At 46.6% G+C, this 25,349-nt stretch carries 24 protein-coding genes; 8 read left to right on the top strand and 16 right to left on the bottom strand.

Annotated elements, in window-relative coordinates:
- Position 1: 1 nt before the first annotated feature.
- The 6 genes from AC1XUF_RS28400 to AC1XUF_RS28375 form a co-directional block, all read right to left on the bottom strand.
- Complete coding sequence (locus AC1XUF_RS28400; RefSeq protein WP_483345252.1) at positions 2–1,624, bottom strand: RagB/SusD family nutrient uptake outer membrane protein; 1,623 nt, start codon at positions 1,622–1,624, stop codon at positions 2–4.
- A gap of 18 nt (positions 1,625–1,642) precedes the next feature.
- Complete coding sequence (locus AC1XUF_RS28395) at positions 1,643–4,663, bottom strand: SusC/RagA family TonB-linked outer membrane protein (protein WP_483345251.1); 3,021 nt, start codon at positions 4,661–4,663, stop codon at positions 1,643–1,645.
- A gap of 18 nt (positions 4,664–4,681) precedes the next feature.
- Positions 4,682–6,331, bottom strand: a complete 1,650-nt coding sequence (locus AC1XUF_RS28390; protein WP_483345250.1) for a RagB/SusD family nutrient uptake outer membrane protein — start codon at positions 6,329–6,331, stop codon at positions 4,682–4,684.
- A gap of 20 nt (positions 6,332–6,351) precedes the next feature.
- Positions 6,352–9,480 carry a SusC/RagA family TonB-linked outer membrane protein gene (locus tag AC1XUF_RS28385; RefSeq protein WP_483345249.1) on the bottom strand — a complete coding sequence of 1,043 codons (3,129 nt, stop codon included), beginning with the start codon at positions 9,478–9,480 and terminating at the stop codon, positions 6,352–6,354.
- A gap of 128 nt (positions 9,481–9,608) precedes the next feature.
- A complete protein-coding gene (locus AC1XUF_RS28380; RefSeq protein ID WP_483345248.1) occupies positions 9,609–11,105 on the bottom strand; it encodes an L-fucose/L-arabinose isomerase family protein in 1,497 nt (498 codons plus the stop codon).
- 468 nt (positions 11,106–11,573) lie between these two features.
- Positions 11,574–11,786 carry an IS3 family transposase gene (locus AC1XUF_RS28375; RefSeq protein ID WP_483345247.1) on the bottom strand — a complete coding sequence of 71 codons (213 nt, stop codon included), beginning with the start codon at positions 11,784–11,786 and terminating at the stop codon, positions 11,574–11,576.
- A gap of 206 nt (positions 11,787–11,992) precedes the next feature.
- Here AC1XUF_RS28375 and AC1XUF_RS28370 point away from each other — a divergent pair, with 206 nt between their 5' ends.
- On the top strand, positions 11,993–12,421 hold the full coding sequence (locus AC1XUF_RS28370; RefSeq protein WP_483345246.1) for a CHRD domain-containing protein: 429 nt from the start codon (positions 11,993–11,995) through the stop codon (positions 12,419–12,421).
- A 196-nt stretch (positions 12,422–12,617) separates the two neighbouring features.
- Here the strand turns inward: AC1XUF_RS28370 and AC1XUF_RS28365 are convergent, their stop codons facing one another.
- Positions 12,618–12,794, bottom strand: coding sequence for a zinc-ribbon domain-containing protein (locus AC1XUF_RS28365; protein ID WP_483345245.1), 177 nt, complete (start codon positions 12,792–12,794; stop codon positions 12,618–12,620).
- A gap of 353 nt (positions 12,795–13,147) precedes the next feature.
- Entirely contained in the window at positions 13,148–13,675 is a 528-nt protein-coding gene (locus tag AC1XUF_RS28360) for a peptide-methionine (S)-S-oxide reductase (protein ID WP_483345244.1), read from the bottom strand.
- Between the two features lie 72 nt (positions 13,676–13,747).
- On the opposite strand from AC1XUF_RS28360, the gene AC1XUF_RS28355 reads away from it, so the two are divergent.
- Positions 13,748–14,101 (top strand): cupin domain-containing protein, encoded by a 354-nt coding sequence (locus AC1XUF_RS28355; RefSeq protein WP_483345243.1) that lies wholly within the window; start codon positions 13,748–13,750, stop codon positions 14,099–14,101.
- Between the two features lie 72 nt (positions 14,102–14,173).
- On the opposite strand, the gene AC1XUF_RS28350 is transcribed toward AC1XUF_RS28355, so the two are convergent.
- The 3 genes from AC1XUF_RS28350 to AC1XUF_RS28340 are packed head-to-tail and all read right to left on the bottom strand — an operon-like array spanning position 14,174 to position 15,620.
- The gene (locus tag AC1XUF_RS28350) at positions 14,174–14,590 is read right to left on the bottom strand and encodes a DUF4267 domain-containing protein (protein ID WP_483345242.1); all 417 of its coding nucleotides are present in this window, start codon (positions 14,588–14,590) and stop codon (positions 14,174–14,176) included.
- Positions 14,591–14,642: 52 nt separating this feature from the next.
- A complete protein-coding gene (locus AC1XUF_RS28345) occupies positions 14,643–15,242 on the bottom strand; it encodes a Crp/Fnr family transcriptional regulator (RefSeq protein ID WP_483345241.1) in 600 nt (199 codons plus the stop codon).
- 3 nt (positions 15,243–15,245) lie between these two features.
- The gene (locus tag AC1XUF_RS28340; RefSeq protein ID WP_483345240.1) at positions 15,246–15,620 is read right to left on the bottom strand and encodes a nuclear transport factor 2 family protein; all 375 of its coding nucleotides are present in this window, start codon (positions 15,618–15,620) and stop codon (positions 15,246–15,248) included.
- Between the two features lie 272 nt (positions 15,621–15,892).
- Between AC1XUF_RS28340 and AC1XUF_RS28335 the strand changes: the two genes are divergently transcribed.
- The gene (locus AC1XUF_RS28335; protein WP_483345239.1) at positions 15,893–16,312 is read left to right on the top strand and encodes a helix-turn-helix domain-containing protein; all 420 of its coding nucleotides are present in this window, start codon (positions 15,893–15,895) and stop codon (positions 16,310–16,312) included.
- A gap of 52 nt (positions 16,313–16,364) precedes the next feature.
- The gene (locus AC1XUF_RS28330; RefSeq protein WP_483345238.1) at positions 16,365–17,384 is read left to right on the top strand and encodes a PDDEXK nuclease domain-containing protein; all 1,020 of its coding nucleotides are present in this window, start codon (positions 16,365–16,367) and stop codon (positions 17,382–17,384) included.
- Positions 17,385–17,636: 252 nt separating this feature from the next.
- On the opposite strand, the gene AC1XUF_RS28325 is transcribed toward AC1XUF_RS28330, so the two are convergent.
- Positions 17,637–18,014 (bottom strand): winged helix-turn-helix transcriptional regulator, encoded by a 378-nt coding sequence (locus AC1XUF_RS28325; protein WP_483345237.1) that lies wholly within the window; start codon positions 18,012–18,014, stop codon positions 17,637–17,639.
- Positions 18,015–18,108: 94 nt separating this feature from the next.
- Between AC1XUF_RS28325 and AC1XUF_RS28320 the strand changes: the two genes are divergently transcribed.
- Complete coding sequence (locus AC1XUF_RS28320) at positions 18,109–19,185, top strand: Gfo/Idh/MocA family protein (RefSeq protein ID WP_483345236.1); 1,077 nt, start codon at positions 18,109–18,111, stop codon at positions 19,183–19,185.
- A gap of 255 nt (positions 19,186–19,440) precedes the next feature.
- Here the strand turns inward: AC1XUF_RS28320 and AC1XUF_RS28315 are convergent, their stop codons facing one another.
- Positions 19,441–19,674 carry a GNAT family N-acetyltransferase gene (locus AC1XUF_RS28315; protein ID WP_483345235.1) on the bottom strand — a complete coding sequence of 78 codons (234 nt, stop codon included), beginning with the start codon at positions 19,672–19,674 and terminating at the stop codon, positions 19,441–19,443.
- A gap of 37 nt (positions 19,675–19,711) precedes the next feature.
- Complete coding sequence (locus AC1XUF_RS28310; protein ID WP_483345234.1) at positions 19,712–20,239, bottom strand: DinB family protein; 528 nt, start codon at positions 20,237–20,239, stop codon at positions 19,712–19,714.
- A 283-nt stretch (positions 20,240–20,522) separates the two neighbouring features.
- Between AC1XUF_RS28310 and AC1XUF_RS28305 the strand changes: the two genes are divergently transcribed.
- The 3 genes from AC1XUF_RS28305 to AC1XUF_RS28295 all read left to right on the top strand — a co-directional run bounded on the left by AC1XUF_RS28305 (position 20,523) and on the right by AC1XUF_RS28295 (position 24,015).
- Complete coding sequence (locus tag AC1XUF_RS28305; protein ID WP_483345233.1) at positions 20,523–20,948, top strand: XRE family transcriptional regulator; 426 nt, start codon at positions 20,523–20,525, stop codon at positions 20,946–20,948.
- Positions 20,949–21,393: 445 nt separating this feature from the next.
- Complete coding sequence (locus AC1XUF_RS28300; protein ID WP_483345232.1) at positions 21,394–22,449, top strand: protein kinase domain-containing protein; 1,056 nt, start codon at positions 21,394–21,396, stop codon at positions 22,447–22,449.
- Between the two features lie 6 nt (positions 22,450–22,455).
- On the top strand, positions 22,456–24,015 hold the full coding sequence (locus AC1XUF_RS28295) for a tetratricopeptide repeat protein (RefSeq protein WP_483345231.1): 1,560 nt from the start codon (positions 22,456–22,458) through the stop codon (positions 24,013–24,015).
- Here the strand turns inward: AC1XUF_RS28295 and AC1XUF_RS28290 are convergent.
- Complete coding sequence (locus AC1XUF_RS28290; protein WP_483345230.1) at positions 23,999–24,871, bottom strand: ImmA/IrrE family metallo-endopeptidase; 873 nt, start codon at positions 24,869–24,871, stop codon at positions 23,999–24,001. The genes AC1XUF_RS28295 and AC1XUF_RS28290 overlap by 17 nt on opposite strands.
- Positions 24,871–25,203 (bottom strand): helix-turn-helix domain-containing protein, encoded by a 333-nt coding sequence (locus AC1XUF_RS28285; protein WP_483345229.1) that lies wholly within the window; start codon positions 25,201–25,203, stop codon positions 24,871–24,873. Before AC1XUF_RS28285 ends, AC1XUF_RS28290 begins: the two co-directional genes overlap by 1 nt.
- Between the last annotated feature and the right edge of the window lie 146 nt (positions 25,204–25,349).

Raw genomic sequence — 25,349 nt, 5'->3', positions numbered from 1 at the left:
TTTAGTACCCAGGGTTCTGCTGTAATTTGGTCGTGTTGTTGATCTCCGTCTGAGGAATCGGATAACGGTACATTCGTTCATTGAAGATCCGGGTTTCTACGACGAAACGTTCGTACGTATTCGTTGAATCTCTGGCGGTGATCCGCATGCCCGTAACCGGTTTTCTCAAGTCAATTTCTCCTGTTTTCCAGCGCCTTACATCAAAAAAGCGGTGTTCTTCAAATGCCAGTTCCACGCGCCTTTCGTTCCGGATCTTCGAGCGCATCTGGTCTTTGGACAAGCCTGCCGCCAACTCCGGCATGCCTGCGCGCCTGCGTACCTGGTTGATCGCGTCATACACCGTGGCGTCGGGGCCGGCGGCTTCGTTTTGCGCTTCCGCATAGTTCAGCAATATTTCGGCATACCTGAAAATCACCCAGGGCCGGCGGACGGTTGCATTGGTCGTCTGGTTCCAGCTCGCCGATTCGCTTAGAAACTTCCGCATGTAATAGCCGGTTTTGGTGGCATTTATACTCTTGTCCAGTCCATCTTTTCCGCCGACCGTCGTATTCACGGCCGTGCCTTTGAACATCGAACCATTGTAAATCACCGACCATGCAAGCCTCGGATCCCGGTTCAGGTAAGGCGCTTTGGGATTGTAACCGGAAGCCGGATCGGTAATGGGCAGCCCCGTTTTCATTTCATAAGCATCGACCAGTTCCTGAGTAGGGTTGGTGAGCCCGGAAGCGCCATTGTAGCTGATCGGCGCGTTGTTGATCTCGATGTCGTTCCGCAAATTGGCGGCCGTTGCAAAAATGACTTCAGCATTGTAAGGCGCGGTGGTGAAATTGAAGATATCCGGATAATTGGCCAGCAGCGCGTGTGCTTTGGAATCGATGAGCTCTTTGGATGCGGCGGCCGCTTTTTGCCAAAGTGCGATCGAATTGGACGTGTTGTTGAGCGGGCTTGCTGCGTACAGCAATGCACGGGATTTGAGTGCCCAGGCTGCTGCTTTGGTAGCCCGGCCTTTGTCGCCTGCCCCGTATTGAACCGGCGACAAAGGCAGCTTCACGGCCGCCGAGTCGCAATCTTTCAGGATCTGCGCCAATGTTTCTTCGGATGTATTTCGGGGAAGGTCCAGGTTATCCGTTGTTTCGAAAACCCGGTCGGCGATCACGATACCGCCATATCTTTTCCATAACTCAAAGTGAAAATAAGCCCTGAGGAAAAACGCTTCGCCCCTAAGCCTGGGCACATCGGTCAGCGGGATAATATTGGCGCGAAAGCTGTTTTCCAGGAACACGTTCACCTGGCGCAACCCATTGTAATTGATCGCATAGTTATCGTCCAGCGTCCGCAGCGAGCTCCATGTGCCATTGTTAAAAATGTTAATGGAAGAATTGAGGTTGGAGTTGACCGCCTCGTCGGACCCGGCGGCCAGCATTGCGCCATTGTACCGGTTGTAGCCTTCCTGCAAAAAGGTATACCCCCGGTTGAGTTGCCCGCGCGCCGAGGCGTTCAGGTTCCAATACTGGTCTCCGGTGAGCGGGCCATCGAAGTAGTCAAATTCCAGAAATCGCGATTCCTTGCAAGAAGCAGTCAAAATCAGTACTGCGGCAAAGAGGATATGGGATAATCTTTTCATTGGGTTTAGATTTTAAGATCAGAATTTGAGGTTCAGGCCCGCGGTAAGCGTGCGCACATAGGGGTAGGAATTGTATCCTGCAAAAGGCATTTCCGGATCAACATCCGCATGGATTTTATCAAAACTGAACAGATTGAAACCGTTGAGGTAAATGCGCAGACTTCTGATATTCAATCGGCTGGACAGGGATTCTGGTATGGTATAACCCAGTTCGAGCGATTTGATCCGTAGATAGTCGCCCGAGCGAAGCCAGAAATCGGAGTCCGCAATGTTATTCCCGCGATCGGAAATACCGAGCCTTGGATAGGGGGCGGAAGGATTGGCCTCCGTCCATGCATCGGTACTGAACTGGTTGATATAACCCGTATTATTGGAACCCTGCGTGACCAGCGTCCGCACCTGAATGGTACGACCGCTCACACCCTGGCCGATCAATGAAAAATCAAACGATCGGTATCTGGCGCCGACGTGAAAGCCGTAGTAAGCGTTGGGTGTATCGCTGAAATCGGTCATGACACGGTCGTAGTTGTCGATCACTTTATCGCCGTTTACATCCTTGTATTTGATATCTCCCGGCTGCAATTTTCCCGCGAAACGCTGCACAGGGCTGTTGTCGATCTCCGCCTGCGACTGGAAAATACCGTCCGAGATCAGCATCAGCTTGCCAAAATCCGTCACCGTTCCAATGCTGTGCCCTGCTTGTTTCTGATAATCCGCCAAGCCGGCCGATTCGTTGATGCGCAGGATCTTGTTTTTGGCGTAGGTATAATTTCCGCCTAGCGATAAGGTCACTTCGCCGAATTTCTGGGTAAAATCAACCATTCCTTCAAAGCCGTGCAGCCTGGTTTCTCCGTCATTGATCCGGTAAGTGCTTTGTCCCAGAATCGAGGGATAGGTAGGCACGGTCAGGATGTTTTTCCGGTTTTCGTTGAAGTAATTGGCGGAGAGGGAAACGCGGTTTTTGAAAAACTGGGCATCCAGGCCAATATCCGTTTTGTACGCTGTTTCCCAGGTAATGTCGGGATTGGGCAGGGTGCTTTCCGATGCGCCCGCCTGTGCCGCAAAGCTGGTGCCGAATGCGTAGCTTCCATTGGTCGGGCTGTACAGATATGCATACGGGAATTTGCTGGTTTCGCCGGTAGAATTGTTTCCGGCTTTTCCGTAAGCGGCTCTCATTTTCAGATAGTTCAATGCGGTCACATTTTTTAAAAATGCTTCTTCCGAGATCACCCAGCCCGCCGCGATTGCCGGGAAAAACCCGAATTGTTTTCCGGGCATATAGTTGTCGGCACCGGTGTAGCTCGCCACCAAGTCGGCATAGTACCGGTTGTTGAAAGCATACGAAACCCTTCCTGAAAAGCCTTGTCTTTTATCCTGTAACCTCGTGGGATTGAATGTGACGGCCTGCTGGTACCGCGTAGTTACCTTCACTTCATGCTTGCCGAAACTGCGGTTGTAATCAAAACCCGTCCAGAATTCATTGGTGCGGATGTTGTCGGCAAAGGTGGCGGCCAGGTACCCCAGTGGCGTCTGCGTTCCGAAGCGTGTGAGCGTTCCATTCGTTCCGCGTTCGTACACTTCGTAATCCTGGCTGCGGCCGCTTAGGTACCTGCCCTGGATGTCGAATGTGTAAAACACATTGGCGCTCAAACCTTTCAGCCAGAAATCGAGCTTGTGATTGGCATTGAGGGTTCCCTGCAATACCCTGGTGACTTCGCTCCGGTTTCCCTGCGCGCGGAGCTGGGCCAATGGATTGCTCCTGAATAAATTACTGCCGCCAAATGAGCCGTCTTCGTTGGTCAGCGGGAATGCATTGGAAGGCGTATTGAAGACCGTGCTCAGAAAAGTAGCGCTGGTGCTTCCCGGTTCGCGGCGGTCCTCGATCCGCCCGCCCATATCCAGCTGGACCGTCAGTAGCGGGGTTACCTGGATGTCGAGGTTGGTGCGCAGGTTGTAGCGCCGGTAACCCACATTGGAGTTAAACAGCGGAGAGTCGGTATGGTTAAAAAGGCCACCCTGATTGAAATAACTCAGATTTGTAAAGTAACGTACTGCCTTGGAACCGCCCGAGGCGCTCAGCACGTGCCGCTGCACCAATGCATTTTCTTTAAAAAACTCCTTCACAAAATTGTTGTTCGGGTAACGGTAAGGGTCCGTCCCGTTTTTGTACCCGTCCAATGCCTCCTGCGGATACAACGGACCGAAGCCATCGTTTTTCAAAGCGCGGTTATAGAGGGTTCCGTAGGTAAAGGACTCGAGGGGTTTGGCCAGCACGGTGGGTTGCTGGGTACCGATCTGCATATCGTAGGTGAAACGCGTTTTGTCGGCGCTGCCGCGTTTGGTGGTGATCAGCAGCACGCCGTTCGCTGCGCGGTTGCCGTACCAGGCCAGGGAAGCAGCGTCTTTCAGGGTGGTGATGGATTCGATCTCATTTAAATCCATATCCGAAAAATCGCGCACGACGCCGTCCACCAAAACCAGCGGCGTATTGGTCCCTGCAAACGATGCCCTGTTTCTGATCACGATCGTGGTTTCGTCGCGGCCCGGCAAGGTGCCGGTCTGCCATACGTTCAGTCCGGGGAGCTGTCCGGCAAAAAGGTTGGTGAGTGAGCTGGAAGGGATCTGTGGCAATCCGGACGCCTTCAAGGCGGAAACAGCGCCATTGATCTCCCGGCTTTTGCGGACACCGAAAGGAATGTTGACATCATCGTTCATCCCGGCATAAGGCAGGCTTCTGGCCACCTGGACTTTGATGATCCCTTTGTTTTCCGCCACGGTATGGTAGGTGGTGAGGTAGTCTTTTTTGTCAAAGATCAATACATCGCCTTTCACGACCGTAACCAGGAATTTGCCGTCCGCGTCGGAAACGGTTTCCGTATTTTTTTCCTGGATGGATATGTTTACACCAGGTATAGGCTGGTGGTTGCTGTCTTCTACGAGCCCGGCCAGGGTGACCGGTTTTTCGTCCTGGGCCGATACTTTCGCGGCCAGGGTGAGCATCAGGATGCATGTCCTGAGCATGATTTTAAAGATTTTCATAAGTCTAGGGTTAAAAGGTTACCAGCCCGGATTTTGGAGCAGCTTCGTGCTTTTCTGTATCTCATTTCTGGGAATGGGGTACAAATGCATATGGTCTTCATAAACGCGCTGGAACGAGCTGGCCAGTTCTACTTTGGAATAAGTGAAGGTGCCGTCCGCGTTTTTCACGACGTTCATGGCGTACATTTTCTGTGCAACCAGTTCCTTGCCTTTTTTCCAGCGCATGATATCATACCAGCGGTTGTCTTCGAAAGCCAGTTCCACGGCGCGTTCATTGTAAATTCGCGCTCGCATCTGATCTTTGGTCAAACCTGTCGGCAGATTGGGCATACCGGCCCGCGTTCTGAGCTGGTTGATGGCATCGTATACGGTGGCATCGGGGCCGGCCGCCTCATTCTGGGCTTCCGCGTAATTGAGCAGTATTTCGCCGTACCTGAAAAAGATGAAGTTCACAAAGGCGGTCTGGGTACCTGGCGTTTTATACACTTCCGGCCACATTTTTCTGGAATAGTAGCGGGTAGCGGTGTAGGCCGAGCTGGACGAACTGTAATCCGCGCCGCCATCCCACATTTGCAGTCTCCTGTCCTGCCAGGGTGCGTCGTTGTAAAGGATATTGGCATAAAAACGCGGGTCGCGGTTCTTGTAGGGATCTGCGGGATTGTAGCCCGACTTGGGATCGGTGATCGGCAGGCCATTGTTCATTTCATAAAGGTCCACGTGATTTTGAGTAGGGTTATAAGTCCCGATCCTGCCTCCCGATCCCGGCGACATCACGGCCTGGATCGCCCAGTTAAAGCTCCGCGGCGCTTTGATCTTGATCAGAATGTATTCGTCGATGGTACCGTTGCCGGATGGGGAGACGATCTCTTCGTATTTGGGATGCAGCTTGTATTTGTTCATGGCCATTACTTCTTTGGCCGCATCTGCCGCTGCTTTCCATTTGGCCGGGTCGCTCGTGGGATTGTTGAGCGTGCTTGCCGCGTAAAGCAAAGTGCGGCTTTTCAATGCCCTGGCCGCACCGATGGTTGGCCTTCCGTAGTTGGCGGCGTCGTGTTCAATGGGTAACAGTGACACGGCCTGCGCAATGTCGCTCAATATAAAATTCACGCATTCCTCGTAGGTGTTCCGCGGGAGGTCAATGTCCTCGCTGGCTTCGTAAGCCCGGTCGATGAGCACCACGCCGCCAAATCTTTTGATCAGCTCGAAATACATGAATGCGCGCAGGTAATACATTTCGCCTTTGATCCTTTGCGGATCCTGGTCGGGTCTCCATTTCACTTCATCGATGCGCGCCAGCATTTTATTCACAACCCTGATTCCCGCATAGCAGCGGTCGTAAATGCCGGAAATATCATTGACAGCCAGCGTAGTAAAAGCGGAATGGTCGTGATATAACCCTTTCATCAGAGTGTACAGCATTGGATTGGTGACGTCAATCCCGACGGCCTCGTCCGAAGCCTGGGCCACGCCGTTTCCTTCGTTGAACCTCAAATAATCGTCGGGCAGAAAGCTATATGCATTGTCAGCAAACTGTGCTGCCAGCACGGGATCGCCAAAAACTTTGGCATCGTTGAGTGCGACATCCGGGGCGACGTTCAGAAATTTGTCGTTACAGCCGGCAAAGAAAAAGAGGGTGCCGAACAGTAGCCAGGTGGTATGTTTTTTCATGATCGTTTCTTGCTAAATGATTAGAAATCAATGTTGATGCCTAAATTGAAAAGACGCGAAGTAGGGTAGACGTTGTAGGCTGCCTGAGGCGCACGGCGCTGGAAATTCTCGGGATCTCGGTAAAGCACTTTTGTCCAGGTCACGAGATTTTGGCCCGACGCAAAAACGCGGATGCCTTTCACTCCCACTTTCTTCACGATCGCCGAGGGGATCTTATAGGCAATCTGGGCATTCCTGATTTTGAGATAACGTGCATTGGTCAGCAGAAAATCGTTGGTGGAATAGCTCATGAAGTTTCCTCCGACAGCGGGTTGCAAAGACGGCCAGGTGGCAGTGGAAGCTGTCGCGGGCGTCCACCTGCCGAGCATGTTTTCGTACATCTGGTTGCTGCTCAGGTTGCGCTGGTCAAACTGAATGTCCGAACTCACGTGTGCAACACCCTGGAACATCACCGAAAGGGAGAAGCCCTTGAAACTGACATTAGGCTCGAAGCTGTACGAATATTCAGGAACATTGGAATAACCGATCGGCGTAATGTCGTCCGTCGAGATCTTACCGTCGCCATTGATGTCCTTGAATTTCAGATCACCTGGAATCGGCTTGCCGAGGAGATTGGGGATATAGGCGTTGATATCGTCCTGCGATTGGTAAAAACCGTCCGTCACATAGCCCCGGTACTGACCGATCTGGTAACCGGCCGATTTCTGGTAAGCAGGGCGGCCCACCGGCTCGTCCAGGTTTTTGATTTTATTCCTTGCAAAACTAACCTGCGCATTAAACCCATATCCCAAATTTCCGACCCGCCGCTGGTGACGCAGCTCCACTTCGTAGCCGTGGTTGTAAACTTCCCCGTAATTGACGCTCGGATAAGCCTCACCATAAGTTGTGAGACCCGATTGGCGGTTCAGCAGGATATTGGTACGCGTTTCGTCAAACAGGTCGAAGTTGAGAGAAAACATATCGTTGAGGAAACTGCTCTCAAATCCGATGTTCCTTTTGGTGGAAGTTTCCCAGGTGATATTGGGATTGCCAATGCGCGAGTGCGTAACGACAGGGTAGGTATTGATGGCCGTCGGGTATCCGAATTGGGCGGCAGTATTGGGCTTGGCCGTCAGGGGTAAGTTGGAGGCGCCTTCGTAAGCCAGCGTATTCCGGCTGTATTCGTCGAGGTACAGAAAACGGTTTCCGCCGATTTTGTCAAAACCGATCCGACCGTACGAGCCCCTGAATTTGAGGTAGCTCAGCCAGTTGACGTTGCTCATAAAATGCTCCTTGCTGACCGTCCAGCCAGCGGAAACGGCTGGAAAGAAACCATATCGCTTGCCGGATGCAAAGTTTTCGGACCCATTGTAAGCACCGTTGAACTCGGCGAAATATTTGTCCTGGTAATTGTAGGTAACACGCGCCACGATCCCCTGCGAAGCATAAGCAGGCTGGGCGCCAATTACCCGGCGTGCCTGACGCTGGAACAGTGCCAGGGCAGAAACATTGTGATTGCCAAAACCGCGGGCATAATTGAGGCTGCTTTGCAGGTTATAGCTGATCGTGCCGTCATAAGTCGCGGTGATCGGCCCGAGCGGCGTATCCGAATCGCTGAAAGAGCTGTTTCCTTTGACAATCTGGTCGGTTTGTTTATTGATACTGTAAGAAGTAAAAGTGCCCGCCTGCCTTCTGTTGGCGATAAAATAGGCATCGTACGCATATTGCGTTTTGAATGAAAGGCCCTCTAAAACCTTGTGCAGGTCATAGTTTAGCGCCAGCGTGCTTTCGATGGAATTGTTTTGCTGGATATAGTAACCCGAGCGGCTGATCCAGCCCAATGGATTGGTGAGGTTCACGCCGGCATTGGGGTTTTCCATAAAACGCCCGTCGGGCAAGGTCGGCGGGTAAGCGTAGGCAGGTATCCCGTTGATTCTTGATAAAAGGTACTCGATTTCCGCATTGGCGTAGAAGGCCGCTGCGGCGGGGGCGTACCGTTCTTCCAGTCTTCCGCCCAGCTTTACGGACACGGTCAGGTCTTTGCTCAAAGTTAAGTCCACATTGGAGCGGAAATTGTAGCGGTCGTATTTGGGCGTGGTGGAATAGCCGTAAGGATTGTCAAATTTTTTGAGGATACCGTCTTCAAAAAGATAACCCACTGATACAAAGTATTTGGCGATTTTGGTGCCCCCCGAAACGTTGAGGTTGTGCTGCGTCTGGGGATAATATTTACGCATGATGTAGTCGAACCAGTTGAAATCCGGGTACTTGTACGGGTCCGAATGGTCTTTGAATTTTTGCAGTTCCGCGTCGGTGAACGCCGGGGCTTTGCCCACATTGGCATTGGCCTCGTTCAGCAGACTTGCGCTGGTAAACGCGTTAAGGATTTTAGGCAGGCTTGTGTAGGTTTGCACCGCTACATTACCTGTGTAGCTGATCCGCGGTTTTCCTTCCTTACCCACTTTCGTAGTGATCAGGATTACGCCGTTACCGCCTTTGATACCAAATAAAGCAGTAGCCGACGCATCCTTCAATACCGAAACAGTTTCAATTTCATTGGGATCGATATCTCCAAATGATTGTCTTTCAGCACCATCCACAATAATCAACGGCGAACTGTCGCCTGTAGTGGCGCGGCCCCGGATGAAGATATCGGCCTGGTTATCCCCTGGTTTTCCGCTGCGTTGCACCACAAAAACACCCGGCATCCTGCCTGTGAGGCTATTGGTCGCATTGCCGGTAGGAGCCTTGATGATATCCTCCGCCTTGATCGAGCTGACTGCGCCAGTCAAAGTCGATTTCTTCTGGGTACCATATCCCACCACCACCACGTCCTGCAATTGCTGTTGGTCGGCGAGGAGGGTAATATCAATGGCGGAACGGTTGTCGACAGGCACCTCCTGCGGGATGTAGCCAATAAAACTGACCACGATCGTGGCCCCTTTGGCGACCGCGAGCTTATAATTGCCCTCTACGTCCGACGAGGTGCCGTTTGTTGTCCCTTTTTCGGTAATCGTCGCGCCGATCAAAGGTGCCTTGTCGTTGTCTGCAATGATTTTCCCGGTGACGGTAATCCTGGTCTGCGCAAACAGGCTATGACAGCAAAAACATAAACACAGCATTGCGCCCATGGTCCAGGGCGACAGCTTCTGGTATAAAATGTGTTTCATACATTGATTTTGGTTATTTGGGTTTGGGTTTTTTCAATAGGGGGACTGTCGGGGAAAGCGGGTTTCTCCGGGGAAAGGCAAATGGTTAGGGTGAGTAGTTAAATGATTAAGGGTTCAGGATCAATGGTTTATTCTTTGATAATGACGGATTCCAGGTTTAGGTAGTTGGCGATTTTTTGTAATGTGCTAGCGTGGTGCCCGACGCCCAGTGCAAAGTGATGGGTGGGGCCTTCTTTCATCCATCGTTGCAGAAAAGTGCGGACGTCCGGCTTGAAATAGCCGCGTGTATTGGTGTTGCCGGTAGGAGGGATCGGGCCCTCAACAGACTGACCCTCAGCGATCACAAATTTGAATTTTCCATCGTAAGTAGAGTTGATACTCAGCATCGTAATAGGTCCTTCCTTGATTTTAAACTCTACACCTGCGCCAAATCCGGGCTTTCCGTGGTACTTGGTGAGGCTGCGCAAAACGGGTTTTCCCTGGGCAATGGCCACATTATGCGGCCCGTCGTGGCCCACAAGCACAAAGCCTTCCCGGAAATCGACCGGGTGGAACTCTGCGAAGCTACCGCCAATGCCTAAACGTTCCATAATGAGCATCGCGAAACAGGTTTTCAGGTCCGACTCCCCGCACATCGGGAAACCTGCGCCGGTCAGCAGCGAATTGCCGACGATGAGGTTGGACATCACCGTCCTGGTTTCGCTGTTTTCCGGGCCCTCGTAATAATAGGCGAGGCCGGTCAGCTTTTTTTCCTCAATGAATTTTTCCAAGGCCACCGTCACCCGGGCCGCAATTTCCAGGTCCGAATCCCGCAGTTTCTCGGAAATGGGGTCCGAAACGGGGTCCGGCGTGTCGAAGAAATCGAGGATCCGTTCTTTGACCGGCTCGATCTCGTCACGCGTGGATTTCTGGTATTGCGTCACAATTTCATGTGCTTCGCATTGCACAATGTGCGCCCCGAAATGGGCGGTGAGCATGGTGGAATCGGAATGCATATCCAGCATGGCCTCGATCGGATGCCCGATGTGGCCGATGCGGGCGGTTTTCAGATCGTGCAAGACGGCGGCGATGCGGCAATATTCTTCAATTTCGGCATCGGCAAAAGGGTCGTCGTACAAAGTTCCGATGATCATATCCGGTACTTTTTTGCCCATCCTGGCAGCTACGCCGGCAAACTCTGGAAGGGAGCAGATATCGTCGTTGTAAAGCTGCATATAGGTAGAGGCCCGCGAGTAATCCATGGCCTGGTCGGGCTGCAATGCCACCAGCACAATGGGTACATGAATGCTCCTGATCACCACGCCGAAAGTGTTGGAAGTTGCATAGGTAACCATGTCGCAAAAGATCAGGTCCAGATTAGCGGCATTCAGCCTCGGAACGAGGTCGTAAGCTTTTTGCACATGATCAATCAACCCGAAATCCACCACTTCGGCCTGGGAACCAGCCTGTATTTTCTCGATAAAAACGGCCTGTTTTCTGAGCATATCTTCGAGCAGGCCGTCAAACTGGCTCCAGTACTTGTAATAGCCCACGCCAAAAACGCCGATGCGGGGCCTGGTCGGGTTCCTCTTTTTGATAATTGCCGTACTCTCAATGTGGTTCTCACTTAGTAATGGATCTACCATAATTCCTGTTTTATGATTAATGAATATCTTAACGCACTAAGTTTTCAATGAAAAAAATTAAGGCTTTTTAGGACTGTACAGATGAATGCTTAATCCGCGATCGCTACTCACGGAGCGGTTTACAATTTTTCGTCTCTTTTTCCGAACAATGGGTTGATTTTGTGTATCAAATAAATAAATCCGCAAAGGTTATGGGATAACGCAAACCTGAGACAGTCAAAATCGGCTGACAAGGATAGGGCTGTATAATCTTGTTTGTCAAAGGAATAAGTAGCAAAACCGAACTGAAACCTCTTTCCAGATTTTGTTGAGCGCGATGGAAAGCACCGGCCGGTCTAAAAAGCTCAGACCTGCGGCTGTAAAAATCATTGCGACAACAAACCAGCGAATAGAGTTTAGTTTCATGTTACTTAACGCACTAACATAACTTTCTCAAAAATATATGCAGAAAATACGAAAAGCAAGTTTTTATAATAATTTATGAAAAAATAGTATTTGTTCTTCTTTCGAGCGCGTGTATTGGGGCTCGGGGGTATGATGGGTCCGCTCTGAATTGTAATACTTGATCCACTTGTCGATTTCGGCCTGCAATGTGTTCAAGTTATCATGGGTCCTCTTCCGGAAGCATCCAGCCGCACGATCATGTAACCGTTTTCGGCCAACTGCTCTTCCATTGCTCAATGCTTGGTAATGCAGTCTGCGATGTGAGAAACGAGTCCGATTGTCTGTATTTCTTAACAAAGAAATGATAAGGCGTACCTTGAACGTACGCTCGGGTCAATAAATACATTATATTTAGGGAATAGAAGCGGCTGATTAGAAGTGTTTTAGGTGACACCTATTCGACCCGGAAGTCTCACAATCAACTTCAAACAGATCAGGCTAAGATGAAAAAAATTTCTTTACTATTCCTGCTTTCATTACCCCTTATTGCTTCACGATGCGCCGATCACGATCTACCAACAGTTCAGAAAGTAGAAGCGACCTTATCAGGGACAAACGAAGTCCCGGCAGTCACTACAGAAGCAAGCGGAAAGTTTACTGGAACATTTGACCCCAACACTAAGGTGTTAAAGTTCAGCCTCAGCTATACGGGACTTGTACCCGTCGCCGGACACATTCATTCCGGCGCGGCGGGTACGAACGGCCCGGTTGTCATCCCGTTCCTCTCTGTTACTACCAATCCGATTGTTTACGAAGTGGTACTGACAGATGCCCAGGTTACAGGATTGCAGACCAATAATCTGTATACCAATCTGCATACACCCATGTATCCGGGAGGGGAAATACGTGGACAGCTGGCCATTGTGCCGTAAGAATAATCAGCAGCAGTGAGGCCGACCGCAGGTTGCGAGAGACTAAACCCATTATTCTCACCAACTGTCCAACGGCATCGATTTAAGCCCATTCGGATTTTCCAGATGGTTTCTGTTTCTCGTTAATGCACTGGCGCATCGGTTGGTAGGACCCGTTCGTCGCATGTCAGCGAGAAGTATGTCAATTCATGTATTGCTAGGAAACGCATTGATAGATTACAAAAATCAGTCCGATGAAAACGACGGCAGTGATAAAAATCGATTGAATCCTAAAAATTGTTTGGTTTGGTTCTCTCTCACCGCAATGGGGGCAAAATTCAGCCGTCTCCGATACGGGATGGTTGCAGGCACGACAAGGAATTAGTTTTGGCATAGGACTTATTTTATCTCAAGTAACCAAAGATAACCCCAAATAAACAGATGGATTTATAAGTGGAGCCATGAAGTTACTAATGGCTGAAAAATAAGGGTATGTCTTTTGCAAAGGGATGACAGTCTCATGTTCGGCCATGTTCATGCGATATCCGGCAAATCTGGCTGGCCTGGTAGCGAGATCTAAAAATTTTGGCCGCTACAGATCGGCAGTGCAATTTCTGATCTACGTCAGCAGTCAGAAATAATGCCTGATACATGGTTCGTTGAAAAAGGCGGTGGTGGTGCTACCCAGGTGTCTGTTACAATCGCCAGTATATTCCTTAGCAAAATCTGCAACACCGAGCGGGCTCATCAAAAAGGGCTGGTAGGGGAGATGTGTTTAGATTTGCTGTCATTGACTTTATCAGAAAACCTGGTCAGCAAAATCTGCAACTTGGGATCAATGAACGTCCTGCAGAAAGGCTTGTCAGGATTTTTCGAATAATAGTCCAGATACTTTTCATCATTCAGTTTAAACCTTCCGAATGGGATCACCTCAGTAATAATCCTCTGATCAAAGTCCGCCTGCAACTTTTCAATCTCCTGGTTTGCGCGGGAAAACTGTTCGTCGGAGCATGTATAAACAGCAGATCGGTATTTGGATCGCATGGAATGGTCGGACGTACAGCTATGGGTATGCAGGTGAATTTCGATCAGTGTTGGCAGGGAAATTTGGGCCGGGTCAAATTCCACCACGACAGCCTCGGAATACCGGGTCGGACTGTCATCAGACGCGATCCAGCCCTGGCTGACATGGCGCACGCCTTTCAGTGATTGAAATATTGCTTCGGTGCACCAGTGACAGCTGCCGCCAAGTCCGATCTTATTTGTCGATGACATACGCTATGTTTTTGTCTGAGGCGCGGATTTTGTACCTCACTGCTAAACTTAATCCTTTTCAAAAAACCATTCATGAAAATAACTCCACTTACCCAAATCGATATTAACGAAATTTCCCGATCTGTAACAGACAGCTACGCAAACTTCACCTTAGCTGAGTTGAACGACCACGTCGTGAGGCTCAGTGTAATGACCGAAAGTTATCACTGGCATTATCATCCCAATTCGGACGAGACTTTCATGACCGTTGAAGGTGTTTTACTGATTGATCTTGAAACGGAAACCATTGAATTACTTCCTGGTCAACTTTTTACAATCCCCAAAAACATCGTCCACCGGACCCGGCCTCAAGGGAAACGTTCAGTGAATATAACAATAGAACACTCCCAGCTTGAAACAGTCATTACGGATAGTGAACATCAATAGTTCTCCTACGGCCCGATTTGGTAAACCCGGTCATGCACCAAGTAATTCACGACATTGCCCGCTGCCGAAAATTCAAATAGCTCCTCCGGCCCGCGCTTTTTCAGCCGCCGACTCCCGCAAAAAATAACAGATCAGCCAAAGCGTGATAACCGTGCCGCCATGAATGAGCATGGCCCACAGATTACTGCCGGGCGTACGCCACACGATCAGCATATCGGCGAAGGGAATGATAGATCCTGCCAGCAAGGTCAGCAAGAGGGGTTTCCGGTAGTGGAGCCAGGCAAACAGCACAATGATCAATCCCGAGAAAATGTCCCGGATGCCTTTGATGGAATGAAATGCGTAGTTAGGCTCCTGAAAATGAAGGCCAAATCCTGCTTCCGCAATTTCAGGGGCCAGCAAGAAACGACCTCCGATGAAAAGTAGACCGAGCCCAATGAGCAGGCTTATCAGCCTGACAGGTGCAGAAATGCGTTGCGTTGTCATCATGTATTTTGTTTAAGTACAGCACAAAATTGATCAGCAACTGCCACGCGTGCATTCACCCAGGTGAAGAAATGCGGGTATAGTCCTTACCCGCCCAGCGTGCCCGGATACGGCTTAATGACTGGGGTTTAACGCCTACGTAAGATGCAATGTGATATTGGGTGATACGGGTCGCAAGGCTGGGATAATCCTCTAAAAATGCCTGGTAGCGCGCCTCCGGAGAATCCGTATAAAGTGAAACCAGCTGACCTATCGTTTGGACAAAAATCTGTTCAATCACTACCCGGCCAAAACGTTCACCATAAGTCAGTTCGGCGAATAAACGTTGCAGGTTGGCAGAGGAGATCACAGATAATGTTGAATCTTCAATGGCTTGAATAGCACGTCGACAGGGTTGTTGAGAAAGAAAGCTCTCATAATCACAGACAAAATCATTTTCCAGACCGAAGTCGTAAATCTTTTCGTCCCCATCCTGATTGACAAAGTAACGCACCAGGCCCGTGTGAATAAATCCAACCTGATGGCAAACCTGACCTTGCTGTACGAAATACTCTCCCTTCTTGAGAAGCGAGGGCTGGAACAAGGTATTTATCAATGTAATGTCCGCGTCACTGAGTGGGACTACTAATCGTATCTTTTCGATAAGAGGGGTCATAGGCTAATCCATTGTTAAATGACGAACATCAGGTGATGTGTTTTCGATCACGAAAGCGGATAATTCGGCCATCTTACCATCGCGAAATCGCCAAACGTCGCAATATGTATATCTGGACACTTTTCCATCTGCATCCTTCAAGTCGATTTCGCCGAGCGCGGTTACAAAGTCTCCTTCTGCAATCAAGTTTTTGACCATAAATTTCGGCGGCTCCAGAAAAGTCGCAGCCATATACCGTCTGACAGCTTCTTTTCCCTCCAAAGTCTGCTCGCCTACAAATGTCCATACTGTGTCATCTGTACAGTGCGCCAAGAATCCTTCGTAGTCGCCCTGCGTTATTGCGGCATTGGCCGTTTCCAATATCTGCTTATTGTTCATTTCTGAATTTGGTTTTGTTGTTATTTCCCGGACGATCCTAAGTGCCACCGACGAGTTCGTTTTGATTACACATTAGAATGTCCATGCGGAAATTACTGTGCCGGGTCATGCTCCTTGGCATTGCGCAAAGCACCGACTGCCGCGGCCTGTCCCCAATACAATCGCCCGGTAACCTGCATTGCAAAGCCCCAGGCGGGCGGCCCGTAATTTATCCGAGCAGTTCCCGGGAGATTTATATAAATTGCTTTTTTCAAATCAAACACCCTTTCCACATGGCACATACTACCTCCAATCCCAAGATCCACGAAGGTCGTAACTTAAAGAGATTCAGGGAGATGCTCCAAATCAAACAAGATTATTTGGCGTTCGAGCTCGGCGAAGACTGGAACCAGCAAAAGATTTCGCTACTTGAACAAAGAGAAAAGATCGATTCCGACATTTTGGAGCAGGTTGCGGCGATTTTGAAAATACCCGCTGATGCTATTCGGAATTTTGATGAGGAGCAGGCGATTAATGTCATTTCCAATACATTCCACGACCAATCTAGCGGCGTAAATATCTACGCAACTTTTAATATCAATCCGATTGAAGAATTGAAAAAGCTTCACGATGATAAAATGGGGCTTTATGAGCGGATGTTGAAGGAGAAGGATGAGATGATGGGGAGGTTGGAACGGTTGATTGGGAAATAGCCATTTGCGCTAGTCTCTACTGTAAATTGAATGTTTCGAAACCGTCACACTGATGAATGAATCTGGCGCTCTAACGACATCTTTAATACAAGATGTTGTACAAATATTGCATCTGGCCCGGCAAAAAGCTTATAGTGCAGTAAACAGCGAAATGGTGATTGCCTATTGGAAAATGGGAAGGCGTATAGTACAGGAAGAGCAGCATGGAGAGCAAAAAGCCACCTATGGCGAGGCGATATTAAAAACACTTTCCATTGCGCTTACAGCAGAATTACGCAAGGGTTTTTCTTATGCCAATATTCGAAATTTCAGACAATTTTATCTTACATATCCTGACAAAACAATTTGCTACGCAGTGTGTAGCAAATTATCGTGGAGCCACAACCGGCTAATTATGAGAATAGAGAACCCAGAAGCAAGGGCCTACTATCTTAAAGAATGTGCTGATCAAATGTGGAGCACGCGAACATTGGAACGCAATATCAATTCCTCTTACTATCAGCGTTTGCTTTCTTCTCAAACCAAATTGGACGTCTCCATTCACGATCAAGAATCCAACAAAACTCTCGCTGAGAATTTTATAAAAGATCCCTATGTTTTTGAATTTCTGAATATCCCTGAACCAGTAAGCGCATTGGAACAAGATATTGAAAAGGCGTTAATCGGAAATTTGCAACAATTTTTACTCGAATTAGGAAAAGGTTTTTCATTTGTAGGAAGACAATTCAGGATTAGTACGGAAACAAGTCATTTTTATATTGATCTGGTTTTCTACAATTACCTCCTTAAATGTTTTGTTCTCTTTGATTTAAAAACGGGCAAACTAACACATCAGGATACCGGGCAAATGGATATGTACATTCGAATGTTTGATGATCTTAAAAAACAAGATGATGACAATCCTACAATTGGAATTATTCTTTGTACTGAAAAAGACGAAACGGTTGTGAAGTATAGTATTTTAAATGATAGCAAGCAGCTGTTTGCGACTAAGTATATGCTTTATCTGCCGACCGAGGAAGAGTTGATTGCGGAGATTGAGCGGGAGAAGAGGCTTCTTAGAATCAACTAAATACGAGTACCGGCAATACACTATCGTCAATATATTTCAAAGTAATCGAATCGATAGGACTACCCATCTGACATACTTTGAAGATTTAACTCAACTAAAAAAATCTATTAAAAAAGAATTAGAGGCATTGTGAAGGCTGGAAGAGTGACTTCCATTCGCGATCTTAAAAACATATGGGCAGCTATTCTGTAAACTGAGATATAATTAACCCGCCCTAACCCCAATCAACTCATCCTCCAATACCTCCCCAGTCTATAGCAAAGTAGACTCCTTTCCCAAGTGTAGAAGCTTGTGTTTTGCGCCCCAGCGGTGCAGCATCAGGCAAACCGGGATCAGTTCTTTTCCGATGTCGGTTAATTCGTATTCCACTCGCGGGGGCACTTCCGGGAAAACGGTCCTTGTGATGACTCCGTCGCGCTCCAATTCCCGAAGCTGAAGGGTGAGCATTCTTTCGGTGATATTGGGAATTATTTTTTTTAACTCCCCAAATCTCTTTTTCCCTGTTTCCAGACGCATCAGGATCGGCAGTTTCCATCTGCCGCCAATCAGTTGGGTAGCGTAGGTCACGTTGCAATCAGACAGAAAATGACGGTTAATGCTATTGGAAGAACTCTCTTTGGTCTTTGTCATACTTACAGAAATGTATGTACCATACATTGGGACAGATACTACGCGAATGTATGGCTTGCCTGATATTTTTGCAAAACAATAATTAAAGACGAAAATGGAATCTCCTAAAATAAAAGTGGGCTTTATAGGCCTGAATCCGGACAGTCAGTGGGCAGCCAAAGCACATGTTCCCGCTTTAAAATTACTTTCAGATGATTTTGAAATAACCGGCGTGGCCAACTCCACGTACGATAGTGCGAAGAAAGCGGCATCAGCATTACAAATTCCAAACGCTTTTGAGAATGCCGAAGCATTGGTACAATCAGATTTGATCGATCTTGTGGTGATCACCGTGAAAGTTCCCTATCATTTTCAGCTGGTAAAAGCGGCACTGGAGGCAGGTAAGCACGTTTACTGCGAGCACCCACTTGGAAATGGATTGGAAGAGACCAAACAATTGGCAGAACTCGCTTCGCGTAAAAATGCGGTCGCCGTGGTAGGAACTCAAATGGTGGTTGCCCCGGAAATACTTTATTTGTCGCATTTAATCCGGGAGGGTTATGTAGGGAAAGTACTGTCGACTACGCTGATAGGTTCTGGTGGCGGCTGGGGCGGCGAGGCGGTAACTGGTGATTATTACCTGTATGAAAAAAACAACGGCGCAACCATGCTGACTATTCCCCTGGGCCACACCCTGGCTGGTCTGACCCAAGTTTTAGGCGGATTCGATCAGCTTACGGCACGCATGAGCAGCAACTATAAGGAGGTCAAGATAAAGGATACAGGTGAAATAAAACCCAAAACCAGCGAAGATCAGATCATGGTCGCAGGAACACTAAAAAGCGGTGCTGCCATTACAATACATTACAGGGGCGGAATTTCCAGGGCCACCAATTTCTTGTGGGAGATCAACGGAAGCGAGGGAGATTTACAGGTAACTGCACCACTTGGGCACGGCCAGCTGACTGCATTAACCATTCGAGGTGCGAGAGGTGATGAAAAAGCACTAAAACAATTGATATTGCCTGCCGAATTTTATAACGGTTTACCTGAAAATCCGGTTGTCAGGAATGTAGCCGGGATCTACCGGCGATTGGCAGCGGATATTAATAATAATACAAAAACCGCCCCTACTTTTGATGACGCGGTCATTTTGCATGAAATCCTGGATAGGATTGAAATTTCAGCCTAAATCAACAGCCATCATTCAAATCCAAACCGATTTCATCTACCCGGTCTTGTATTGGGCCGAATGCCCGGAGCTTTTTAGATAGTTCTGAAATGCTCGTCAGCTCCCTAACAAACTTCTCAAATGCTTCAGAAGATTCCCAGGTTGCGTAGTTCATTAAAACGTGGACCAGTTCGGAATATCGAATGGACTTGCAACCATTCCGGATATTCACTTTCTGATTTCAACTGTGTCCGGGAACACGTCAATTTCAGGATCTCACGATTGAAATGATGCTTCGTCATTGGGAGGATACTCTAAATACTTCTTAAAATAACCTGCCTTAGTTTCGTAACCCAGCTTTTCATAAAAGCCCTTTGCGCCAAACGTTGCCAGCGAAACAAGGCGACAGCCCTTTTCTAAACTTACTTGTTCAAATCGATCCATTAATAGTGATCCCATTTTCATGGATCTGCTTGAAGCGTCGACAACGATCTCATCTACGTATGCCACCAGCCCGCCAGCATATATTGCGTGATGGACGAAGCTACTATTCCTGGCCTAGCCTCAGCCCAAAATCGAAACGTTTCTCAACTACCCGACTCAGAATGCCGATCTGCCCGCAGTGATACATGGTGTGCTTAATGTTCCAGTCGATTGCCTCCAATTTCGTTTTTGCGATGGGGTGTGGTGTAGGAGTTGGCTCCAGCGGACTGTTCAGCTCAGAAATGTAGACAGATCGCAGGATCTCAATCGACTTTTGCTGCATCATTTTCAGGTTTGCCAAAAGTGTTTCCGGAGTTGCTCGGCCAACTGCCAATTTGGGGGCCGACGCAGTAAACAAATCGCCGTATTCCCTCATAGGGATCTTTTGCAGGATATCCATTTGATGCCCTTTGATGACCATCACGGAATGGAAGTAATGGCTGACGGTCAGATGTCCGACTTGCCAGTTAACATTCGATTCGATCACATCAGGAATGATTTCCCACTTGTCGAGTGGAATTTCAGCGAGCAACTTGTTTACCCATTCATAGGCATTCGAAGTCTGATTTACCAGTATTTCTATCTCGGTCATTTTGAAAAAAGGTTGGGGCTTGCCAGCGGCTGGCAAGATCAGCGTACAAATGATAGAATGCAAATGAATATGGTACGGCAATGTGCCCGAAGATTACTATCGAGTCGGCACTAGCGTTTAAAAAATCGTTGCAATTGGTAGCGTAGGTTTGCATAATAAAATCATTTGTCGCTCAGACCGTACACAATCGCCCGGTAACATACATTGCAATGCATGTAAGATATCCGGGCACTTCCCGGGAGATTTCTATAAATTGCTTTTTTTAACCAAACACCCTTTCCACATGGCACATACTACCTCCAATCCGAAGATTCACGAAGGCCGTAACTTGAAGAGATTCAGGGAGATGATGTCCGTAAAGCAAGACGCGCTCGCGTTTGCGCTTGGCGAAGACTGGAACCAGCAAAAAATCTCCCTACTTGAACAAAAAGAAAAGATCGATTCGGACATTTTGGAGCAGGTTGCGGCTATTTTGAAAATACCGGCTGAGGCGATTCGGAATTTTGATGAGGAGCAAGCGATTAATATTATCTCCAATACCTTCACTGAAAATACGATTGGCAATTCCTTCAACTACGGTACCATTCATTTACACCCCATTGAAAAGATTGTTCAGCTTCACGAGGAGAAGATTGCTTTGTATGAGCGGATGTTGAAGGAGAAGGATGAGATGATGGGAAGGCTCGAGAAATTAATGGCGAGTCGTTAGCTGTAATACCAATACTTCACAACAATTGATTACCAACTAAACTGGTTGACAAAAACTGCGTGCTTCAACGACGCCAACTTAGTAGGCTACCCAATTTCACACCGTGTGGCACTAAAAGCAAGTGTTAGTTCATAGATTTTTGCTATTGTTTAGACAGGGACATTTATTCAACGATTGCGGTAATAAGCATTAAGGATTGTCGCACATTGTTCACCGACTCACAACAAAATATCGTCATACTCTTCATCATATTACAACGATGTCTATAGTGGTCAAATAAAATTCTATTTTATCTATCCATACGAACATTTTTTCGAGTTGCGAATGCTTATATTGGCACACTCTCGTTCCCACCTTACCTTTAGGATATAAATATTCCCTGTTACGTCTAATCCTTTGTGGAATGAAGGGAAATATGGAAGCCATTTGACTGAACATTACGTTTATGACTAACGAACAAAAAAACCCAGCTAAGTATCTGGAAGGAAAAATGCTTGGTGGAGGTTGGACTGTGAAAGAGATGAGAACAAGGCATCCGAATGGATCGGGAGGCACTTTTTCCTATTCTTACAATGTTGAAAATGAAATTACCCAAGAAAGAGCGTTTCTCAAAGCTCTGGATTTCTCAGGAGCTCTGAATGCCCCAGATCCACTTAAAGCCATAACCTTTTTCACCAGCTTGTTCAACTTTGAACAAAATGTGCTGGAGATCTGCCGCAGCAAAAGGCTAAGCCGAATAGTCACACTTATTGATGCTGGAAACCTTCCTGCACCGCAAGGCTCTTCCATTCCCGTCCCCTACTTCGTAATGGAACTCGCTGCCGGCGACATCTATGAGCAATTAGACTTCTCAAAACAACTAGACCATCTACTTAACCTAAAGATTCTGCATAGCGTATCGTCAGCTCTTTTTCAATTACATAACAACGGCATAGCTCATCAAGATCTCAAACCCTCCAATGTTCTGGTCATTGATAGAAGTCCACATAAGCTGGGAGATTTGGGCCGTGCTGATTTAAGAGGACAACAAACGCCCTATGAAGTGATGATGTTTGCAGGCGATTTATCCTACGCGCCGCCAGAAGCGCAATATAAGTCTGTTCAAGCGGATTGGGTCTTTAGGAGAATTGCGAGTGACGCCTATCAATTGGGAAGTATGATCGTTTTTCTTTACACACAATTAAGCATGACTAGTTTGATAAAAATGTACATTGCTCCACAGCATAATTGGAATAATTGGACCCAGACTTATAGAGAAGTCTTGCCATATCTTTACGTCGCTCTGGAACAGTCCATTGACTATTTCAAAGAGCAGGTAGATGATAGTAAACTTGCAGAAGACTTAGCAGTAATAATTTATCAGTTATGCGATCCTGATCCTACTAGGCGTGGACATCCAAAATCAATCAGTAGTAAACGAACTACTATCAGTCTTGAACGATACATTACGATATTTGATCGATTACAACGTGAATACGAAGTTAGAATCACCAAAAAATAAAATATAATGGCAGGCTGGGTTCCGCAAGACAAGAAGCGCAATGTTATTCCAAGGTGGCGAGATCTAAATCAAACAGTTGCCCTGGGAGAATTGAAGTCAATCGGCAAATTCGATGGAGATAATAATGAGAATTTAAAATCTAGTTTCCACCTAAAAAAAATTTATGATTGGAAAATCGAAAGAACCGTAAAGAATGCACTTGAACTTTTAAACTCATCTTTTGTCCTGGATGATTTAGATCATTCAAATGAAATTGAGGAATTTTTGATTAATCACGACCAAATAACAAGTAAACCTGTAAAATTACTAATTAGTAGAATTAGTAATACTAACGAATTAAATACATCTTTTGACCCATCGGAGAATCTTACAGATATTGACAATATTATCCGTACTAGAATACATAATTTGCGATCAAGCTTAACATCTAATCCGGGTAATGCTATAAGCTGGATTGAGCTTGCTCGCCTCTATCTAATCATAGGAAAGGAAAATGCATCAGAGCGTAGTGTATTAGTAGGTACACAATTAGCTCCACACAATAGGTATGTCAGTAGAGTTGCCTCTCGCTTTTTTTCTCACACAGGTGATTTTGCCAAAGCCAAACAAATACTCAAAACAAATGATGCATTCAAAGTCGATCCTTGGTTGCTTGGTGCAGATATAGCAATATCATCGCTTCAAAATAAAAGTTCTTTTAATATAAAAAAGGGGAAAGAATTAATCAACTCCAAGAACTATTCGCCATTCGACCTTAATGAGTTGCTATCAGCACTGGCAACAGTAGAGCTCCATAACGGAAGCACCAAGAACTCACGTAAATTGTTCAACCAGTCCTTAATTAGGCCTAACGACAATACCCTTGCGCAGGCAGTTTGGGCAACAAAGCATGTTAGTTTGGACGTTAATGAGAATACGTTTGATAAGGTTCCAAATATACACGAGGCCCGTGCATATCAATTTTACCATTCGCAACAATGGGAAAAAACCATGGCTAATACTTTAAACTGGTTTATCGATCAGCCTTTTTCTATTGATCCCGCTTGTTTCGGGTCGTTTATTGCCTCTTCAATTCTTGAGAGATACGATGATGCAATTCAATTATGCAAGATAGGGTTGAAGGCAACGCCGAATAATTTTACTCTAATGAATAATTTCGCCTTCTCTCTACTCCAGCGTGGAAACAATGGAGATATAGATGATGCAAAAGTGATGATTAATAAAATTCATCAAGAGTCTCTGGATGAAGAACAGAAAATTGTTTATCTCGCAACGAAGGGACTGTCAATGTACAAGTCTGGTAATATTGAGCAAGGTGTTGAATTGTACAACGAATCCAGTAGAATTGCGGGTAAAATAAGAAATAAAAAGTTAAAGCTCCTTTCTGAATTTCATCACCTGTCAATTCAACTTGAAATTGAAGGGTACCCTGAAAAAAAACTTGCTAAAATTGAAAAATTCAAAGAAGAACTGAGTGAACTTAATGAAGTATACCTAACCGACTTAATAAAGAATCTGCTACAAAAGAAACAGAAATTTAATAGTGTTACTAGTATTGAAGGATAATTTTAGTCCTTGACTTTATAACTTCACCTTTCGGGAATATTAATACAAAGACGTTATAGCCATTGTAAAAGTAATGATAGCTACAATTAATTTGCTCGTCACCAATATCGGCTTTAAATTCACTTTGATTTAATCTGCGCTTTGACATGTAATCCCGTACAAAAGGAGACGAAAAGTCAAAATCCATTCCCCAATTTAGTATTCCCAGATCTTTCGTAAAACGTTCAGACTGAAAGTAATTTCTTACTGAAAATTGGGGAACTCGCCCACTACGATCGATATTCAAAACTAGTAAAGCACATCGCTTAGCACTTTGCTCAACATATCTTCTAAGAGCAGCGTGAATGGATGATCCAAAAATCTTTGAAAGATGAATCGCCGATGTTAATTCAAGTGGCAGCTCAGCCACTTTGTCATTAAATATGTCTTGTTGAAACATTGAAGCAGAAGCAAAGTAATTTGCTTCTGCTTCAAACTCATCTTTTATTTCAGGATCTAGCGTCTCGTCATAGTCCAGACAGTCACTGAGCCTCCCCTGCCAAGAGCAAAGCTCATGCCCAGTCTCATGTAGCTTAACAAATCTTTTTTTTACATCAAGCTGTTGTAAATCTAAATAAATGGTTTTCTCCTTGCGATCTAGAACGCCTCTTATTTTTGAGAGCCCTCGTTTCAAATACATATCCGACGTGGCAAAAAAATTAGCAGTTATCCTACTAAGATCTACACTCGAATTCACACGCAGATCTGCGTATTTCACAATTTTGTCTACAGGAGTAGGGAATACGCCCAAAGACTTACTGCCCGATAACGTTTCTAAAACTACCCTATCTATTTCTTTTGCCTTTTTGTCCGTCATTACTTCGCGCGCATAAATTTTAGATACCTAAGTAATTCCTCTGTCTCTTCTGCGGTTACACCCTGATCCGCAGAAAACGCAAACTGGTTTTGTGACCGACTGGATTCCTTCTTTTTTTCAACAATTCCGGCAGCAACCATAAGGTCGTCAAAATCAATTTCCAAAAGTTCCGACAATTTGTACAGCGTATTTGCCGACGGCTTTTTGATCTTGTCATTTTCGAGCTGACTCAAATACGCATTTGATATACCACTTTTGATTTCCACTTCTCTCAAGGTGAGTCGTTTGAGTTCACGAGTCTCCTTTAAAATGTTTCCTACTGTCTTGTCCATAGCTTTAAGGTTTTGGCTCAACAAAGCTCGTAATTCTAAAAATGAAATGCAAATTCTAAATTTTATGATAATTATATCAAGCAAAATGCACGTTAATTGACTGTAAATCAATTATTTGCTAATTACATCAAATATTTATTTAGAAT

The organism is Dyadobacter sp. HNCC25DJ185, from assembly GCF_056895195.1.
The sequence above is the reverse complement of the archived record's forward strand: the minus strand, read 5'-3'. Positions and strand labels throughout refer to the sequence as shown.